This window comes from Pseudoxanthomonas dokdonensis, assembly GCF_001431405.1.
Classification (GTDB): Bacteria; Pseudomonadota; Gammaproteobacteria; order Xanthomonadales; family Xanthomonadaceae; genus Pseudoxanthomonas_A; species Pseudoxanthomonas_A dokdonensis.
The window spans coordinates 386,056-402,895 of the sequence record NZ_LDJL01000004.1 but is presented as its reverse complement, the minus strand read 5'-3'; the positions used below and the strand labels follow the sequence as shown (position 1 = coordinate 402,895).

Annotated in this window: 20 protein-coding genes and 4 tRNA genes; 8 read left to right on the top strand and 16 right to left on the bottom strand. The window is 63.8% G+C overall.

Annotated elements, in window-relative coordinates; translation table 11 throughout:
• Position 1: 1 nt before the first annotated feature.
• Genes ABB29_RS04965 through ABB29_RS04915 form a run of 11 tightly spaced genes read right to left on the bottom strand, consistent with a single transcriptional unit; the run spans position 2 to position 8,646 of the window.
• A complete protein-coding gene (locus ABB29_RS04965; protein ID WP_057657488.1) occupies positions 2 to 643 on the bottom strand; it encodes an outer membrane lipoprotein carrier protein LolA in 642 nt (213 codons plus the stop codon).
• The gene (locus ABB29_RS04960) at positions 640 to 1,059 is read right to left on the bottom strand and encodes an acyl-CoA thioesterase (protein ID WP_057657487.1); all 420 of its coding nucleotides are present in this window, start codon (positions 1,057 to 1,059) and stop codon (positions 640 to 642) included. The genes ABB29_RS04965 and ABB29_RS04960 overlap by 4 nt, the downstream gene beginning before the upstream one ends.
• Positions 1,049 to 2,602, bottom strand: a complete 1,554-nt coding sequence (locus ABB29_RS04955; protein ID WP_057657486.1) for an HAL/PAL/TAL family ammonia-lyase — start codon at positions 2,600 to 2,602, stop codon at positions 1,049 to 1,051. Before ABB29_RS04955 ends, ABB29_RS04960 begins: the two co-directional genes overlap by 11 nt.
• Entirely contained in the window at positions 2,583 to 3,578 is a 996-nt protein-coding gene (locus ABB29_RS04950; RefSeq protein ID WP_245622528.1) for a lysophospholipid acyltransferase family protein, read from the bottom strand. Before ABB29_RS04950 ends, ABB29_RS04955 begins: the two co-directional genes overlap by 20 nt.
• Positions 3,575 to 4,351: a glycosyltransferase family 2 protein gene (locus tag ABB29_RS04945; protein ID WP_057657485.1), complete on the bottom strand. Its 777-nt coding sequence runs from the start codon at positions 4,349 to 4,351 to the stop codon at positions 3,575 to 3,577. The genes ABB29_RS04950 and ABB29_RS04945 overlap by 4 nt, the downstream gene beginning before the upstream one ends.
• Positions 4,344 to 6,038 (bottom strand): ApeI family dehydratase, encoded by a 1,695-nt coding sequence (locus ABB29_RS04940; RefSeq protein ID WP_057657484.1) that lies wholly within the window; start codon positions 6,036 to 6,038, stop codon positions 4,344 to 4,346. The genes ABB29_RS04945 and ABB29_RS04940 overlap by 8 nt, the downstream gene beginning before the upstream one ends.
• Positions 6,031 to 6,582, bottom strand: a complete 552-nt coding sequence (locus ABB29_RS04935; protein ID WP_057657483.1) for a COG4648 family protein — start codon at positions 6,580 to 6,582, stop codon at positions 6,031 to 6,033. The genes ABB29_RS04940 and ABB29_RS04935 overlap by 8 nt, the downstream gene beginning before the upstream one ends.
• A 21-nt stretch (positions 6,583 to 6,603) precedes the next feature.
• Complete coding sequence (locus ABB29_RS04930) at positions 6,604 to 6,858, bottom strand: acyl carrier protein (protein WP_057657482.1); 255 nt, start codon at positions 6,856 to 6,858, stop codon at positions 6,604 to 6,606.
• Between the two features lie 13 nt (positions 6,859 to 6,871).
• Complete coding sequence (locus ABB29_RS04925; RefSeq protein WP_057657481.1) at positions 6,872 to 7,141, bottom strand: phosphopantetheine-binding protein; 270 nt, start codon at positions 7,139 to 7,141, stop codon at positions 6,872 to 6,874.
• Positions 7,128 to 7,916, bottom strand: coding sequence for a lysophospholipid acyltransferase family protein (locus ABB29_RS04920; protein WP_057657546.1), 789 nt, complete (start codon positions 7,914 to 7,916; stop codon positions 7,128 to 7,130). The genes ABB29_RS04925 and ABB29_RS04920 overlap by 14 nt, the downstream gene beginning before the upstream one ends.
• Complete coding sequence (locus tag ABB29_RS04915) at positions 7,909 to 8,646, bottom strand: beta-ketoacyl synthase chain length factor (protein ID WP_170185848.1); 738 nt, start codon at positions 8,644 to 8,646, stop codon at positions 7,909 to 7,911. Before ABB29_RS04915 ends, ABB29_RS04920 begins: the two co-directional genes overlap by 8 nt.
• A gap of 137 nt (positions 8,647 to 8,783) precedes the next feature.
• Here ABB29_RS04915 and ABB29_RS04910 point away from each other — a divergent pair.
• The 5 genes from ABB29_RS04910 (at position 8,784) to ABB29_RS04890 (ending at position 9,706) form a co-directional block, all read left to right on the top strand.
• A tRNA-Ala gene (locus tag ABB29_RS04910) sits at positions 8,784 to 8,859 on the top strand.
• A gap of 58 nt (positions 8,860 to 8,917) precedes the next feature.
• Positions 8,918 to 8,993: transfer RNA gene (locus tag ABB29_RS04905), tRNA-Glu, on the top strand.
• Positions 8,994 to 9,049: 56 nt separating this feature from the next.
• Positions 9,050 to 9,125 (top strand) — tRNA-Ala (locus tag ABB29_RS04900).
• 69 nt (positions 9,126 to 9,194) lie between these two features.
• Positions 9,195 to 9,270: transfer RNA gene (locus ABB29_RS04895), tRNA-Glu, on the top strand.
• Between the two features lie 199 nt (positions 9,271 to 9,469).
• Complete coding sequence (locus ABB29_RS04890) at positions 9,470 to 9,706, top strand: hypothetical protein (RefSeq protein WP_157062493.1); 237 nt, start codon at positions 9,470 to 9,472, stop codon at positions 9,704 to 9,706.
• Between the two features lie 59 nt (positions 9,707 to 9,765).
• On the opposite strand, the gene ABB29_RS04885 is transcribed toward ABB29_RS04890, so the two are convergent.
• Both ABB29_RS04885 and ppsR read right to left on the bottom strand, forming a co-directional pair.
• The gene (locus ABB29_RS04885; RefSeq protein ID WP_057657479.1) at positions 9,766 to 10,260 is read right to left on the bottom strand and encodes a DUF1249 domain-containing protein; all 495 of its coding nucleotides are present in this window, start codon (positions 10,258 to 10,260) and stop codon (positions 9,766 to 9,768) included.
• A gap of 102 nt (positions 10,261 to 10,362) precedes the next feature.
• Entirely contained in the window at positions 10,363 to 11,205 is an 843-nt protein-coding gene (gene ppsR / locus ABB29_RS04880) for a posphoenolpyruvate synthetase regulatory kinase/phosphorylase PpsR (protein WP_057657544.1), read from the bottom strand.
• A gap of 128 nt (positions 11,206 to 11,333) precedes the next feature.
• Between ppsR and ppsA the strand changes: the two genes are divergently transcribed.
• Together ppsA and ABB29_RS04870 are read left to right on the top strand one after the other, a co-directional pair.
• Positions 11,334 to 13,724, top strand: coding sequence for a phosphoenolpyruvate synthase (gene ppsA / locus ABB29_RS04875; RefSeq protein WP_057657478.1), 2,391 nt, complete (start codon positions 11,334 to 11,336; stop codon positions 13,722 to 13,724).
• 140 nt (positions 13,725 to 13,864) lie between these two features.
• Positions 13,865 to 14,788: a mechanosensitive ion channel family protein gene (locus ABB29_RS04870; RefSeq protein ID WP_170185847.1), complete on the top strand. Its 924-nt coding sequence runs from the start codon at positions 13,865 to 13,867 to the stop codon at positions 14,786 to 14,788.
• Between the two features lie 95 nt (positions 14,789 to 14,883).
• Here ABB29_RS04870 and ABB29_RS04865 read toward each other — a convergent pair whose 3' ends face one another.
• The 3 genes from ABB29_RS04865 to orn form a co-directional block, all read right to left on the bottom strand.
• Entirely contained in the window at positions 14,884 to 15,348 is a 465-nt protein-coding gene (locus tag ABB29_RS04865) for a hypothetical protein (RefSeq protein WP_057657477.1), read from the bottom strand.
• A gap of 65 nt (positions 15,349 to 15,413) precedes the next feature.
• Positions 15,414 to 15,608 carry a hypothetical protein gene (locus ABB29_RS04860; protein ID WP_057657476.1) on the bottom strand — a complete coding sequence of 65 codons (195 nt, stop codon included), beginning with the start codon at positions 15,606 to 15,608 and terminating at the stop codon, positions 15,414 to 15,416.
• 53 nt (positions 15,609 to 15,661) lie between these two features.
• Positions 15,662 to 16,234, bottom strand: a complete 573-nt coding sequence (gene orn, locus ABB29_RS04855; protein WP_057657475.1) for an oligoribonuclease — start codon at positions 16,232 to 16,234, stop codon at positions 15,662 to 15,664.
• A 108-nt stretch (positions 16,235 to 16,342) separates the two neighbouring features.
• Between orn and ABB29_RS04850 the strand changes: the two genes are divergently transcribed.
• A complete protein-coding gene (locus tag ABB29_RS04850) occupies positions 16,343 to 16,834 on the top strand; it encodes a DUF2721 domain-containing protein (protein WP_083487477.1) in 492 nt (163 codons plus the stop codon).
• The last annotated feature ends 6 nt before the right edge of the window (positions 16,835 to 16,840 follow it).

The window sequence follows — 16,840 nt, the reverse complement described above, 5'->3', positions numbered from 1 at the left end:
TTCATTCAAAGCGTGCCGCCTCGTCCGCATCCAGCGCCTGCTGGCTGTCGTCCATGTCACTGAACTCGATGGCGGTGCTGTCGCCACCTGCCTCTTCCAGCAGCACGCTGCGCACGTGGCGGTCACCACTCAGGGCGATGCTGCGGAACACCTGCTTCAACCGCGCGGCACGTGGCGTCAACCGCAGTTCCCAGGCATTGCCCTGGCCCAACCGGGCCTGCACCTCGAAGCGGGAAGACAGCTGCGAGACGTCACCGGCCACCAGCGCGAATACCAGATCGTTGATCGAACGCAGTGCCGGTTGCTGGCGCGCGTACACTTCCAGTTGCCGGCTGCCATCGGCGCGGCGTGTGAAAATCTGATCCGGGGTAACCACCATCTCCGAGGCAAACGGCTCGGTGGTGGTCCAGATCACGCCCTTGTCGCGCGCCAGCAGGAAATGTCCCTGCGAGCGCAATGCCTGCGAGAACCCGCTGACCTGCTTGCGCTGGCTGAAGTTGCCCTTCAACACTGCGACCTGGGCGATGCGCTGCTGTACCTGCTGCAGATCGACGGCGACCGGATTATCGGCGCCGGAAGCCAGCGCCGGGCCCGCCAGGCCAAGCCACAGCAAGGCTGCAAACACGCGTGTGGAAAGACTCATTGTCGTTGCACTCCCAATCGTTGCCACAGGATCGAGGGGCACACATACAGCATCTCGCCTGAAGCCACGTCCACCGCCACCTGGATGGTATGGGCGCGGGTCAACAGCTCACCGCTGTCGCGGTCACTGATGCGGTAATTGATCTTCAGCCGGTTCTCCCACTCGACCACTTCCGCATCCACCTGCAGGGACTGGCCATAACGCAGCGGGCGGATGTACTTGATCCGCGCATCGACCACCGGCCACAGGTGCCCGCCTTCGAGCATCTGCGGATAGTCGTAGTCATGCTGGCGCAGTAGATGGCAGCGGGCGTTTTCCAGATAGCGGAAATAATTGCCATGCCAGACCACGTTCATCGGATCGCAGTCGTGGAATGCCGGGCTGAACTCCCAGCAGGCGGCAGGATTACTGCTCATACAGACTCCAGTCGCGCCGGCGCAGCGCGGCCACCAGCGCATGCAGCTCGCCGTCGAGGGCGCGGTCTTCTTCAATCAGTGCGATGCGGTCACGCAGATCTTCGAACATCTGCCGGGCGGTGTCGCCCAGCAGCGCGGCGTGCTGCTGGCGTTGGCGCAGTTCGATGCCCTGGCGGGCGGCGATCAGCATCGCCGCGGCGACCTGTTCGGTCAGGGTCAGCACGCGCAGGCAGTCGCGCGCGGCAATCGTGCCCATGCTGACCTTGTCCTGGTTGTGGCATTCGGTCGAACGCGAGAATACCGACGCTGGCATGGTCTGCTTGAGTGCTTCGGCGGTCCACGCCGAGACGCTGATCTGCAGCGCCTTCAGACCGTGGTTGATTGCCGCGCGCGGCCCCTGCGCGGCTGACAGGTTGGCCGGCAGACCGTGGTTGAAGCGGGCATCCACCAGCAGCGCCAGTTGCCGATCCAGCAGATCGGCGACATTGGCAACCGCGGTCTTCAATGCATCCATCGCGAAGGCGATATGGCCGCCATAGAAATGGCCACCGTGCAGGATCTGCTCGCGATCCGGATCGATCAGCGGGTTGTCGTTGGCGCTGTTGAGCTCGGTTTCGATGAACTGGCGCAGGAATGGCAATGCGTCTTCCAGTACCCCGATCACATGCGGCGCACAGCGCAGCGAATAGCGGTCCTGCAGCCGCTGCTCGTTGCGTGGTGGCCGGTCACTGTGCAGGTCCTGGCGCAGGCGTGCGGCGACCCGGCTCTGGCCAGGATGCGGCTTGGCCGCGAACAGGATTTCATCGAAATGATGGGCGTTGCCGTCACTGGCCAGCACGTTGAACGCGGTCAGCCGGGTCGCCACGCGCGCCAGGTATGCCGCGCGCTCATAGGCCAGGCAGGCCAGCCCGGTCATCACCGCGGTGCCATTCATGATCGCCAGACCTTCCTTCGGTCGCAGCCGCAACGGCTGCATGCCGATCCCGGCCAGCACTTCGGCGGCGGCACGCTGCCGCCCCTGGTACAGCACCTCGCGTTCGCCACACAGCACCGCCGCCACATACGACAGCGGGGTCAGATCGCCGCTGGCGCCAACCGAACCTTCGGCCGGAATCAGCGGCAACACATCGTGTCGCAGCAGTGTCGCCAGGCCCTCCAGCAACTCGACGCTGACCCCGGACATGCCTCGGCTCAGCGACGCCAACCGCGCGGACAGCACGCTACGGGTCTCTTCAGGATCCAGCAGCCGGCCCATGCCGCAGCCGTGGTAGGTGTACAGATGCTGCGGCAGTTCGGCGACCAATGAGGGTGGGATATTGACGGTGCACGAATCGCCATAGCCGGTGGTGACACCGTAGATGACGCCGTCCTCGCGCAACAGGCGGTCGAGGAAATCAGCCCCGCGGCGGATGCGCTGGCGGAAGCCGGAGTCATCGTGCAGTACGGCCTGCGCCTGCCTGCGCGACAGCCTGCCGACATCTTCGATGGTCAGCGGCACGTCGCCAAAGCGGACGACCGGGATTTCAGTGGTTGGATCTGTCATCGGAAACCTGATCCCAGAATGGGAAGAAATTGAACCAGTCCAGCGGGGCCTGGGCGACCTGCTGCTGCAACCAGTCGGCGAATGCCTGCGCGTACCCGGCCAGCGCCTGCTCGCGATCGGCGCGTGGCAGCTTGAGCTTGTCCAGGAACGGGTCGAAGCGCACGTGGTAGCCATCGCCACGATGCAGACAGGCCATGGTGTACATCGGACAGCCCAATGTCGACGCCAGCACGTAGGGGCCAATCGGGAAGGGGGCGCGATGACCAAGAAAACGCGCCCAGGTGTTGCGACCGCCGCGCAAGGGCACCCGGTCGCCGGCAATGGCGATGAACTCGCCAGCGGCCACCCGCTCACCGAGCATGATCGCCTGGGCCGGGCCGAGCTCGGTCACCTGCAACAGGGTGACCTTGCCTTCCGGATCGCAGCGCTGCAGGACCTGGTTGAAACGTTCGGCATGCACGGTATGGACCAGCGCGGTCAGGCGGAAACCGGGCACCCGGTCAGCCAGTGCCTGGCATAGTTCCAGGCAACCGATATGGGCGGTGATGATGACCCCGCCCTTGCCTTCGGCCACCCGAGCCAGCATCACGTCGCGTTCGACCTGGATGTGCTGTTCCGGATAGCGTTTCGACAAGGCCAGGATCTTGTCGAGCAGGGTTTCGGCGAACACGCACAGATGCCGATAGCTCAGCCAGTGGCCGGGGGCACGCGGCAACGCCCGCGGCTCGGCGGCATGCAGGCGACGCAGGTACTGCAGCGATGACGCCCGCGCGCGCCGGTTGCTGATCCAGTAGAACAGCACCACCGGGTATACGCACAGGCGGAACGGCCAGCGCCCGAACCAGCGATGGATCGCGCCAAGCAGGTGAATGCCCCAGACCGATGTCGATTCGGAGATTTCCGCCCAGTGCTCGCCCTGGCTGCTCCCCACCGGGCTGCTCTTCAACGGACTGCTCCTGGCCTGGTTGGACTTCATGCATCCACCCGGTCCGCGACCCGACGCGCCAGCAACCGTGGCAGTCGCCGCAACATGCCGAAAAACAGCCGGGTGTGCATCCAGCTGATGCGGACGTTGTCGGCCCACACGTCGAAATGCGACACACCATCGCTGGGATACGTCACCCGCGTCGGCAGGTTGAGTACGCCAACACCTCGCCAGTGCAGACGGACGATGATTTCGACATCGAAATCCATGCGCTGGCCGATGGGCTCCTGTTCGATCAGGGCCAGCACCGGTGCCAGTGGGTAGATGCGGAACCCGCACATCGAATCGCGGATCTGCAGGGAAAGTGTATTGATCCAGACCCAGACATGGGTCAGGTAACGGCCATAAAGCCGGCCCTTGGGCACGCTGTCATCGTAGACCGGGGTCCCGCAGATCACTTTGTGCGGATGCGTCACCGATGCCTGCAGGAAGCGTGGGATATCGGCGGTCCGGTGCTGGCCGTCGGCATCGATCTGCAGCACGTGGCGGACACCGAGTTCGCCGGCCTTGCGGAAGCCGGCCAGCACCGCCCCGCCCTTGCCGCTGTTGCGGGCCAGGCGCAGCAGTCGGACCCGCCCGGCATGCCGCGCCGCCAACGCATCTAGCACCTGTGCGCAGGCCGGTCCGGAACCATCGTCGACCACGATGCAGTTCAAGCCGGCAGCCAGCACGCCGTCGACCATCGCAGCGATCGCATGCTCGTGATCGAACACCGGAATGACCGCGATCACCGCAGTCGCAGCACTGGCGTGTGGCTCAGCCATGCTCGGCAAACACCACCCGGCCGCTGGCATGCGGACCATGTTCGGAGACATAGCGAAAGCCCAGGCTCTGCCGCGCCGGCTGGTACTCAAGGTGCAACTGCACGGTATCACCGGCATGCGCCACCCGCTGGAACTTCAATGCTTCCAGGCGCAGGAATCGTGGTGGCAGCGCGAACGCCTGGCGGCCAAAATGGATTGCCCAGTGCAACTGGGCGACGCCGGGAAGAATGGCCACCTGCGGGAAATGACCATCGAACACCGCCAACGCTGGATCCAGCCAGAGCGACAGATCCGCCTGCTGTTCTCCGCGTGCGCGCCATTGCGGCGCTGGTTGCTGCGGTCGGAACAAGGCTTCCAGCGCGGCCTCGCTCAGCTTGCCCTGCGCGTTGAGCGGCAAGGCATCGAGCAGCCGCCAATGGCGCGGCCGGGTCACCGCATCGTGACTGCTCGACAGATGTGTCGCCAGCGACGCGATCAATGCGCGCCTGGCGGCAGCCGGCAACGCCCCGCCATGACCATCGTGCGCAACCACGACCGCGGCCAGGCTGGTACGTGGGCCGCGCAAGGCGAACACCCGCGCTTCGCTGACCTGCGGGTGCGCCTGCAACTGTTGTTCGAGTGCGCTCAACGACACCCGCCGCTCCTCGATCTTGACGATGCGATCGACCCGCCCGACGAGGCGGAAGCCCTGCCCTGCGGCTTCAACCCTGTCCTGGCAGGTCCACCAGTCCGCGCTCGGCAGATGCGGCGAGCAGACTTCCAGCACCCCTTCGCGACTGCGCCATTGCACCCCCGGCAAGGGCTGCCAATCGGGTTGCCCGCGGTCCCAGCAACGCCAGGCGACGCCGCCGGTCTCGCTGCTGCCGAAAATCTCATGGACCGGCACTCCCAGGAATCTGGCTGCTTCACCGGCGGCATCGGCAGGCAACACGCCGCCGGAGGAAAACACCGCTTTCAGGCGCCCATGCACGCTGTGCCAGGGCAGCTGCGCCGGCAATCGCTTCAGATGCGCCGGGCTGGCAACCAGCACGCAGTCGCGCTGCGACAACGCCGCCACCATGTCTTCCGGAAAGAACACCCTGGCACCCAGCGGGCGACCTGCGGCCAGTGGCCACAACACCCGGAACAGCAGGCCGTAGATGTGTTGATGCGAGACCGTGGCATGCACCACCGCCGCATCCAGGCCCGCGCCCAGCGCCTGCTGCAGGGCCTGCACTTCGGCCGACAACTGCCGCAGCTGCTTTTCTATCGCCGCCGGCTCGCCGGTACTGCCCGAGGTGAACACCACCAGCCGCGTGGCAATCGGATCCAGCGGCAGGCGTGGCGCCGCGTCGACGGCGTCCATTTCATCGGCTGCGGTAATGACGCGCAAACCTTCGCCAGCGACAAAGTCGCCGGCCAGCGCCTGTACCCGCGAGCACAGCCGCTGCACGGTGGCCGGCAGATTGTCGCTGCACAGATACACCCGCTTGCCTGCATGCCAAGCGCCATAAAGCGCGGCGGAGAACTCGTACACATCGTCGAAATACAGCGCGACATCGCCGCCGTCCACGCCAGCGAATGCCCGCCGCCAATGATCGATGCGTCGCCGCAGCGCGGCATGGTTGCAGCCGGCATCGTCCGCCATGATCGCCCGGTCCGGGTACGCCTGGCAGGCGAAAGACTCCAGTGGCAGCCAGTCAGTCATGGGCGTGGGCCGCTTTGACACGCTGGCGAACCAGCCATTCCACCGCGAATACGATTGCCATCATCAGATACGCCACCAGTCCGTTGTAGACCGCCCAGACGCGGTCCGTTGCCCAGAACGCCGTCGCCAGCGCCAGTGCTCCATTGATTACGAAAAACCCACACCACACCCATGTCACCCGCCGTGTGTAAGCGACCGCGTGTGCCGGCAGATCCGGCTCGGTAAGCCGGGCAATCCGTTCCACCGCGGTCGGCGGGAACACCAGGCTGGCGGCAAACACTGCCAGCATTACCGCGTTGACCAGCGCCGGATACAGTTTCAGTGGCAAGGCATCGTTGAACAGCGTGGCCAGGCCCGCCAGCAACAGCGCCCCGGCCGCGGCCACCAGCCACACCGGCTGGCGCGTACTGAGCGCACGCAAAACTGCCAGTACGCACAACAACACCGCCAGCCAGCGCGGCTCGAAACGTCCCAGCGCCAGGTACACCACCAGCGGATACGCCAACGACAACGCGATGAACAGCCCCACCCGTAAACGCCCCACGGTGGCTCCCTTTCAGTGGCGTCAGGCGGCTTGTTCGCGGATCAGGCCGAACAGCACGTCGACCACGTCCTGCACCGTCCGCACCGCCTTGAACGAGTCCGGCTGCAGGCTGCGCCCCAGCAGGGGCTTGAGCTGCACGATCAGATCGACCGCGTCGATGCTGTCGATGTCCAGATCGTCGTACAGCCGCGCCTCCGGCGTGATCCGTACTGGGTCGATTTCAAACGTGTCATGCAGGATCGTGGCGATCCGCTGGAACAATTCATTCTTGGTCATCTTGCAATCCTCGCTACAGCGACGGTTCCTGTCCCTGTGATGCGACAAATTCAGCCAGTGCCCGCACGCTGGAAAAGTGCCGGCGGGTTTCCTGGGAGTCGGCCGACAGGCTGACACCGTAGCGCTTCTGCAGGGCCAGGCCCAGTTCCAGTGCATCGATCGAGTCCAGGCCCAGGCCCTCGACGAACAATGGAGCGGTCGGATCGATATCCGCCGGCGCCACGTCTTCCAGCGATAGTGACGAAATGATCAATTCCTTGATCTCGTCCTCAAGTACTTGCACGCGGTAATTCCCCTGAAAATAAACGGGCGAGGTAATCAGTCAAACGTCGTGCCGCCAGCGCTTCGCCCCCGGAGGTCTGGTCGACATCATTCAGGAACCGGCTGACCGGCAAATCATCCAGTACATCGATGACCACATGCATCCTGCGCGACGGCACACGATACCATTTCTCGCCTTTACCGAGGGTCAGCGGCGTGCAGGAAATGATGACCGGGGTGACATCGAGCCGTCCGCGCACCGCAATGTTGGCCGCCCCGCGCTGCAACTTGAACGTCCCGTCACGCGGCGTCCGCGTCCCCTCCGGGAAAATCACCAGATTGCCGCCGGCCCGTACCGCGGCGATGCAGTCCTCGACCAGCCCGGCGCCGTCGTCGTTGGCGACATAGCCGGCCGCACGCACCGGGCCGCGCATGAACGGGTTGCGCGCCACCGCCGACTTGACCACGCAATCGGCATTGGGCAGCTGCGCGATCAGCAGGACCACATCGATCAGGGTCGGGTGATTGGCCAGGATCAACAGGCCATCGCGACGCAGCCGTTGCGGGTTGCGGATTTCGTAACTCATCACCCCCAGCAGCTGCATCAGCCAGACATGGCTGGCAAAGCTGCGTTGCACCAGCCGACGTGCCAGCCGTTGCCGGCGCATCGGTTCGCGTACCCACCATTGCAGCGGCGGCAGCACCAGCACCCGCAGCAACACGCCGCCAACGCCAAAGGCGAGGAAGCTCAAGCCGGTACCGAATACCCGCCAGGCGCGATCCAGGCGTTCAGCCATGACGTTGCCATTGCCAGTGGCTGGCATCGGCGCGGGCCTGCAATAGCCGATCTCCAGACAGCCACCAGCGCAATACATCCAGGTTGTGCGGCAACAGCGCCGATGGCGCCTCCGTGCTGGCCTGGCCTGCGCCACAGCTCAGGCCGATGGCGTCGCTGCCGTCGCCAGCGGCCACCTGCCAGCACCAGGCGTGGAAGGCGCTGGGTTCTTCGGCGAAGTCCGCATACAGATCCGGCAATGACGCGTCGTAGCAGACCACCATCACCTCATCGGCTCCATCGGCCAGCAACCCGGCCGCTTCGACCATCGCCACTTCCGGCGTCGCCGCCCCTCCAGCCACCGCCAGATAGTTGCCGGTGCGGTTTTCGATGATCGAATACAGCGCGGCAATCGCGTTGTGCACCGACAGGCCAAAGCCCGTCGGCGACAGCGCCTGTTCGCTGACCAGGCTTTCCAGCAGTCTGAGCGAGCCGGCGACATCGCCGTGGCGCGAAGCGAAGATCATCGGTAGATCATCCCTTGCCGCCGACTGGCACCAGTAAGCGGTCTGGATCGCCATCCGCCCCAGTCGCTCGATGCGCCGGCGTTGCATTGGCGCCACTTCCGACAGCGCCGGACTGTCATCGCCCACAGGCAACCACGGCGCTTGCGCCCATGCCTGCCATTGCGCCTGCGTCTGCACGCCCGGTGCCCACGCGGCCCAACGGTTAACGACAAAATCGATGTTCAACGCCTGCGCTTCCACGGATATCCAACCGGTGTATTTGAACCGGCCCGTACCGATTTCGCCAGTTGCAAAGTTTTTTTGCCGCAATCGCTTGCAACTCGTTAAACGGCTGTCTACAATTCCGCTCCTGCCAGCATCGTGGGGCCATAGCTCAGCTGGGAGAGCGCTTGCATGGCATGCAAGAGGTCGGCGGTTCGATCCCGCCTGGCTCCACCAAATCCGACGATTAGGCCCGTTGGATGTGGCAAAAAATTCAAGCTGTACCGATTAACGCGTCCCCATCGTCTAGAGGCCTAGGACATCACCCTTTCACGGTGGCGACCGGGGTTCGAATCCCCGTGGGGACGCCATTTAAAAACAGGAGAGCCCGGGAAACCGGGCTCTTTTGTTGAAAGACCGGAATTCCGGGGCCATAGCTCAGCTGGGAGAGCGCTTGCATGGCATGCAAGAGGTCGGCGGTTCGATCCCGCCTGGCTCCACCAGGTTCCGTGTCGGCACCAGCGCTTAGGCCCGCTGGCGCACTCTACAATTCGAGCAGTACCGATTAACGCGTCCCCATCGTCTAGAGGCCTAGGACATCACCCTTTCACGGTGGCGACCGGGGTTCGAATCCCCGTGGGGACGCCATTTCCAGCCAAAGCCCGGTTCCGCCGGGCTTTGTGCTTTCCGGCCGATGGCGTGCTATAAGGCCAGTGAGCCCGTCCCCCGCCTGTCTCCGGCTCACGTCCGTTTCACCCGCCCACTGGCATCCAAGGCCTGTGGGTGTGGGTTCCACCGATACCCAGCAACCCATTGTCCGATGCTGCCCTGCCTGGAGCCCGCCGTGATGAAGGATGATCCCCTGGTCGACCAGTTGCTGCTGCAAGTGCCCCTGAACCGCGATGTCCGCTGGACCGCCGAGTCGCTGGGACTGAGTGAACGCAGCTTTGACGAGGTCGCGCAACGCGTGTTGGAACTGGAAGACGAAGGTGCCGTCGACATCATCAATCTCAGTCGCGATTCGGCCAAGACCAGCAAGGGCAAGCGCCGCTTGAACGCCATTCGTTTCATGCGCCTGGGCTGAGCACCGGCGGATCGGCTGCCTGGACCGGCTTCAGCGCTGGATGGTTCCGCCAGCGGCCATCAGGCCGCGTCCTGCGCCCGGGTCGCGCCAATCGGAACCGGCCGCAGCGTGCGCTTGTCATGGCCCTGGCCGGCCAGGTATTCCAGCCATTTGCCGAGGAAGGTGTTCATCCGCATGCGATGGCCGACCACTTCGGCCGGCGGCGGGTACAGACCGATGACATCCTGCCAGCGTCGGCCCACGTAGCAGTGGGTGGCTTCGACCTGGTGTGCATCGCGATAGAAACGCACGAATGCCGACGGGTCCGGCTCGCCGGTCAACGGGTCGCAGATGTCGTAGGTCAGGCGCAGTTCAATCGTGTAGCGGTGGGTCTCGATGACATCCACCCGCAGGTCCAGGCCGTCACCGACCGAGGACACGTAGCTGCCGACGGCCAGCGTCTGCAGGTCGAACAGCCGCGACAGGCGCTGGTGGTTTTCCGCATACAGCGCCATCAGCCAACCGAAGCGGCTGAGTTTGGGAATGCGCGCGATGCGGGCCAATGCATGATCCATGCAGCGATGCTACACGCTCGCAGGCGCTTTGAGCAGCATTGAAAGCATGCGGCAGCGCCCCCATTCTGCGGTTGTTGCCAGAGTCCGGCCAGCGGCCGGCATTCAGAACATTTCCCGTTGCAGGCCCAGGGTCGACAGCACCTTGCTGGAGATCTCCTCGATCGATTTGTTGGTGGTGCTGAGGGTCGGCAAACGTTCGACCTGGAACATCGCCTCGCCGGCGGCGACTTCGCGCCGGCAGGTATCCAGCCGCGCGTAGCTGGAATTGGGCCGGCGTTCCTGCCGGATCTGGTGCAGCCGTTCGGGGTCGATGGTCAGGGCGAACAGTTTGCGCCGGTAAGGCCGCAGCCGCGCCGGCAGGCGGTCGGTCTCCAGATCGCCATCGGTCAACGGATAATTGGCCGCGCGAATCCCGTAATGCAGCGCCAGATAGACACAGGTCGGCGTCTTGCCGGCCCGCGAGACGGCGACCAGGATGACGTCGGCCTCGTCGTAGTTGATGGCCACGCCATCATCATGGGTCAGGGCGAAATTCATCGCGTTGATGCGGCGGTGATAGGTGTCGAAATCGACGATGCCGTGGGCCTGGCCGACCCGGGCCTGGCGCATCGCGCCCAGTTCGCGCTCCAGCGGCTCGATGAACGGTGCGAATACGTCCAGCATCAGCGCCCCGCTCTGCGCCAGCGCCGCGCTCAACCGTGGGTCCACGCATGAATTGACCACGATCGGCCGGCTACCGGCCTTTTCGCCGGCGCGACGGATCCGATCGGCCGCGTCCAACGCTTTTTCCTCATCGTCGACGAACGATATGCGGTCGGTCTGGAAGCGGGTTCCGGTGAACTGGGTCAGCAGGCTGTGGCCGATGGTCTCGGCGGTGATACCGGTGCCATCGGAGACGTAGAACACCGGCCGCACGGCCGCTTCCTCGGAATTTGCTTCAGTCACCACGTATACCTCGTCAAATCAAGCTTGTATGCAATTGGTCTGCACGTCATCATATCGCTCCTTTCCCCACGACACGGCCGTGCCGTCGGTCCTTCGGCGCGCAGGCATCCCGATTTGGAGCATAGCGCTTGAACCAGAATATCCTGTGGCTGCATCAGTTGCGTCTGGCCGATCTGGCCCGCGTTGGCGGCAAGAACTCGTCCCTCGGCGAGATGATCGGCAATCTGGCCAGCCTCGGCGTTTCGGTCCCGGGCGGCTATGCCACCACCTCGGAGGCGTTCAAGGATTTCATCGCCCACAACGAACTGTCCAAGCGCATCTTCGACAAACTGGCGACGCTGGACGTCGAAGACGTCGCCGCACTGACCGCCGCCGGCAGGGAAATCCGCCAATGGGTCATTGACGCCCCGCTGCAACCGGCGCTGGACAAGGACATCCGCGAGGCCTACACGCAGCTCTGCGCGGAGAATGGCGACGGTGCCGACGTCGCGGTGGCGGTACGCTCCTCGGCCACCGCCGAGGATCTGCCCGATGCCAGCTTCGCCGGCCAGCAGGAAACCTTCCTCAATGTGACCGGTGCCGACGATGTCGTGCGCAAGGTCAAGGAAGTCTTTGCCAGCCTCTACAACGACCGCGCCATCGCCTACCGCGTCCATCACGGCTTCAAGCACGAGGACGTGTTCCTGTCGGCCGGCGTGCAGTTGATGGTCCGTTCGGATGTCGGTGCCTCCGGCGTGTTGTTCACCCTCGACACCGAATCCGGCTTCCGCGACGTGGTGTTCGTCACCTCCAGCCTTGGTCTCGGCGAAATGGTCGTCCAGGGCGCGGTCAATCCCGACGAGTTCTACGTCTACAAGCCCACCCTTAAACAGGGCAAGCCGGCGATCCTGCGCCGCTCGCTGGGCAGCAAGCTGCTGCGCATGGTGTATTCCGACGCGCCGGGCGAGCGGGTCAAGATCGAAGACACCCCCGCCGATCTGCGCAACCGCTTCTCGATCAGCGATGAGGACGTGCAGCTGCTGTCGCGGCAGGCGCTGACCATCGAGGAGCATTACGGCCGGCCGATGGACATCGAATGGGCCAAGGACGGTGTCAGCGGCAAACTGTTCATCGTGCAGGCGCGCCCGGAGACGGTGAAGTCACGCGGCAAGGCCACCCAGATCGAGCGCTATGCGCTGCAGCAGCGTGGTCAGGTCATCGCCGAAGGCCGCGCCATCGGCCAGAAGATCGGCGCCGGCGTCGCCCGCGTGGTGCGTTCGCTGGATGACATGGCGCGGGTCCAGCCCGGCGACGTGCTGGTCGCCGACATGACCGACCCCGACTGGGAACCGGTGATGAAGCGCGCCAGTGCCATCGTCACCAACCGCGGTGGGCGTACCTGCCACGCCGCGATCATCGCCCGCGAACTCGGCGTGCCGGCGGTGGTCGGCACCGGCAACGCACTGGATCTGATCGAAGACGGCCGCGAAATCACCGTCAGCTGTGCCGAAGGTGACACCGGCTTCATCTACGCCGACAAGCTGGCGTCCGAGCGCACCACCACCGATCTCGGCAACATGCCGCCGGCACCGCTGAAGATCATGATGAATGTCGCCAACCCCGAGCGCGCCTTCGACTTCGGCCAGTTGCCCAATGCCGGCATCGGCCTGGCCCGGCTGGAAATGATCATCGCCAGCCATATCGGCATCCACCCGCTGGCATTGCTGGAATACGACCGCCAGGACCGCCAGACCCGGCAGAAAATCGACGAGAAAATCGCCGGCTACGCCGACCCGGTCAGCTTCTACGTCAATCGCCTGGCTGAAGGCATTGCCACCATCACCGCATCGGTGGCGCCGAATCCGGTCATCGTGCGCCTGTCGGATTTCAAGTCCAACGAGTACGCCAACCTGATCGGCGGCGCCGCTTACGAGCCGCACGAGGAAAACCCGATGCTGGGTTTCCGTGGCGCCAGTCGCTATGTCTCCGAATCGTTCGAACCGGCATTCGCACTGGAATGCCAGGCCGTGCGCAAGGTCCGCGACGAGATGGGCCTGGACAATCTGTGGGTGATGATCCCGTTCGTGCGCACGCTGGAAGAAGGCCGCAAGGTCATCGAGGTGCTGGCCAAACACGGCCTCAAGCAAGGCGATGGCGCCAGTGACGGCAAGCCGGGGCTGAAGATCATCATGATGTGCGAGGTGCCGTCCAACGCGCTGCTGGCCGATGAATTCCTGGATATCTTCGACGGCTTCTCGATCGGTTCCAATGACATGACCCAGCTGACCCTGGGCCTTGATCGTGACTCCAGCATCATCGCCGACCTGTTCGACGAACGGAATCCGGCGGTCAAGAAGATGCTGTCGATGGCGATCCAGGCCGCCCGCGCCAAGGGCAAATACATCGGCATCTGCGGCCAGGGACCCTCGGATCACCCGGATCTGGCCGAATGGCTGATGGATCAGGGCATCGAATCGGTATCGCTGAATCCGGATACGGTGGTCGATACCTGGCTGCAGCTGGCGAAGAAGCGGGGTTAAATCCCGCTTAAAGGCCGTAGTCGCCATCTTAATGACGACTCGACTAACATGGTTGTCACAACCAACAAGCCCCGCGATGCGGGGCTTGTCATTGGTGCCGGCAAAAACGACAAACGAGGTGACAGGGAATGGAAAGTTGGTTGAAGGCCATTGAGGCCAATGGCTGGGGGCATGTGCTGCTGCCGTATGTGATCAAGCTGGTCGCGGCGCTGGTCATCCTTTACGTGGGTATCCGCATGGCCCGCTGGATAGCCGGGATCAGTTCGCGCGCCATGGAACGGGCCAACCTCGATACCACCGCGGTGCTGTTCCTGAACAAGCTGGTCTACGTGATCCTGCTGGTGCTGGTGGTGCTGACCATCATGCCGATCTTCGGCATCCCGGTGACATCGTTCTTCGCCGTGCTTGGTGCCGCCGGCCTGGCCATCGGTCTGGCGCTGAAGGACTCGCTTTCCAATGTTGCCTCCGGGGTGATGCTGGTGTCGCTGAAGCCGTTCCGGGTCGGCAACCTGGTGACGATTGCCGGCGAGACCGGCAAAGTGGAATCAGTCAGTATTTTCCAGACCACGTTGCGCGGCGCCGACAACCAGACCATCGTCCTGCCCAACAGCCTGATTACCGCCGATTCCATCATCAACCTGACCCCCGATGTGATGCGTCGCATCGAGCTGGTGGTTGGCATCAGCTACTCGGCCAGCATCGCCAAGGCACGCGGCATTGCACTGGATGTCATGAGCCAGGATCAGCGCATCCTGGCCGAACCGCCGGCCGACGTGCTGGTCTACGAACTGGCCGACAACTCGGTCAACCTCGGTATCCGCTGCCATGTCGCCAACGCCGATTTCTTCCTGACCAAGTGCGAGTTGCTGGAGAAGATCAAGCTGGGCTTCGACGAGGCCGGCATCGGCATCCCGTTCCCGCAGCGCGACGTCAATCTGTACCACCACCTGGCCCAGGGCAATCAGTCCGGCAACGAGCAGATCAAGCAGTCGTTGCAGGCGCTGACCGGTGAGGGAGTCTCACTCGACAGTCCGGATCACAAGCCCTCGGTGGATCCGCAGTAAATCATCCGTTTCAGTTCCAGCAAAAACCCCGGCAATGCCGGGGTTTTTCATGCTTGCGCCAGTGCCGCCAGATGCCTGCGGTAGTGGCGGAGCTCTTACACCCCTGGCTCAGCAACCAGTCCACGCTGGAATGCGTCCATCCGCTGCTGAGCCTGCTTGACCATGGCATCCTGATCGAGGCCGTTGGGCCAGCCCATGACCAGCGAGTACTCAATCAGCGTCTCGTCGCGAACCACAAATCGGCTTATTCCGATGGACGGCGCTTCAGCGGTTGCGTAGACAAAGTGCGAGGTTGGGAAACAAGTGGACCCGGCCCTGCCAGCAACGATCATCTCCAGCCCGGGCCCGAATGGCGTATCAGCCTTGATAAAGGAGACCTTGCCACCATCGGCATTGTCCTGCTGCATGCTCACCAACGCCTGCAGTACCCGGTCTGTGTCGCGCATCTGCTCAGGTAACGGCGTTATGACATAGGCTGCTTCAAACGGACTCAGGTCGTCACGGGTGAAAAGCGCGTAACTGTCGTCAACCCCTCGCGAGTTGTCATTGAGTCGCTCCATCAGCGTCCAATCACTGAACCCGGTCAATTGTGAGAGAACAACGCGGTAGCCGGTCTTGCCCAGTGTCAGTACGCCAGTGTCCTGTGCTTGCTGGCGCTGGGATGTGGCTCGTAATTAATCCAGGTCGGCTTGCCGCAGTGCTGCCCGACCAGGATGGCCACGTTGTAGATGCTCGGCTTCTTCTCCGCTGCGTCCGCCTGGCCGATGCATGATGCCGCGGCCAACGCCATCGAAAGAACAATGTTGCGCGTGTGGTCCATTGCGTTTCCTTCCTTGTTGTAATTGCATCATCCCTGCTTGCCTTTCCTGGCTTTCAGCTGGCGACGGAACCGCCAAAACGACCCATGAAATCACGGTAGTGCCGCAGCTCGTTGATCGAATCACGCACGTCGCTCAGCGCGGTGTGCGCGGCCTGCTTGCGCACGCCATCGAGTACACCCGGCGCCCAGCGTCGCGCCAGCTCCTTCAGGGTGCTGACATCGAGGTTGCGATAGTGGAAGTACTTCTCAAGCCGCGGCATCAACCTGTGCATGAAGCGGCGATCCTGGCAGATGGAGTTGCCGCACATCGGTGAGGCATTGGCCGGCACCCATTGGCTGAGGAAATCGACGGTCATCGCCTCGGCCTGGCCGATGCTGACCTGGCTGTCCAGCACCCGCTGCCACAAGCCCGAATGACGATGCTGGTTGCGGTTCCAGTCGTCCATCGCTTCCAACCGCTCGAGGGGATGGCGGATCGCCAGTTCCGGCCCCTCGGCCAGCACGTTCAACTGCGAATCGGTAACGATGGTGGCGATCTCGAGAATGGAATCATTGCCGGTATCCAGTCCGGTCATTTCCAGGTCGATCCAGATCAAACGGTCGTACTGCTCGGGGCGTTGGCTCATTCGCGATTCCTTGGGGCGGCGCCAGCGCGGCCCATGAGGTTTGTCTTGTTGTCGTGTCATGATAACGCAGACCCTGTCAGCCACCGGCCGTTGGACGCTCACAAACAGATGGAATACGCCACCCTTACCGCCATGCTGGCGCCAGCATTCTTCCTGACCGCGACCGCGTCGCTGCTGCTGTCGGCCAACAACCGGCTGGCACGGATCATCGACCGTGCCCGTACCCTGCTGCTTGAATTGTCCAGCGTCAGCGATGACAAGGAACGCATGCTGTACGAGCGTCGCATCCAGATGCAGCGGCGGCGCAGCCTGATCATCCTGCGCGCCGGACAGCTGCTGTATGCGGCCATCGTGTTCTTCGTCGCCACCAGCCTGTTCGTGGCGGTGGATGCGGTCGCCCAGCACCGGCTGGGAATGATTCCCACCGTGCTGGCCGCGATTGGCGTGCTGTGCATGCTGGTGGCCAGCCTGTTGCTGGGGCGCGAGTCGGGACTGGCGGTGACCGCCATCAACGATGAGATGGATCACCGCCACGACCCGCGCTGCAACCCTGCGCTGGCGCAGGCCGGGGTCGAGCACAAGCAGGACCGGCAGGCCTAGCAGGCG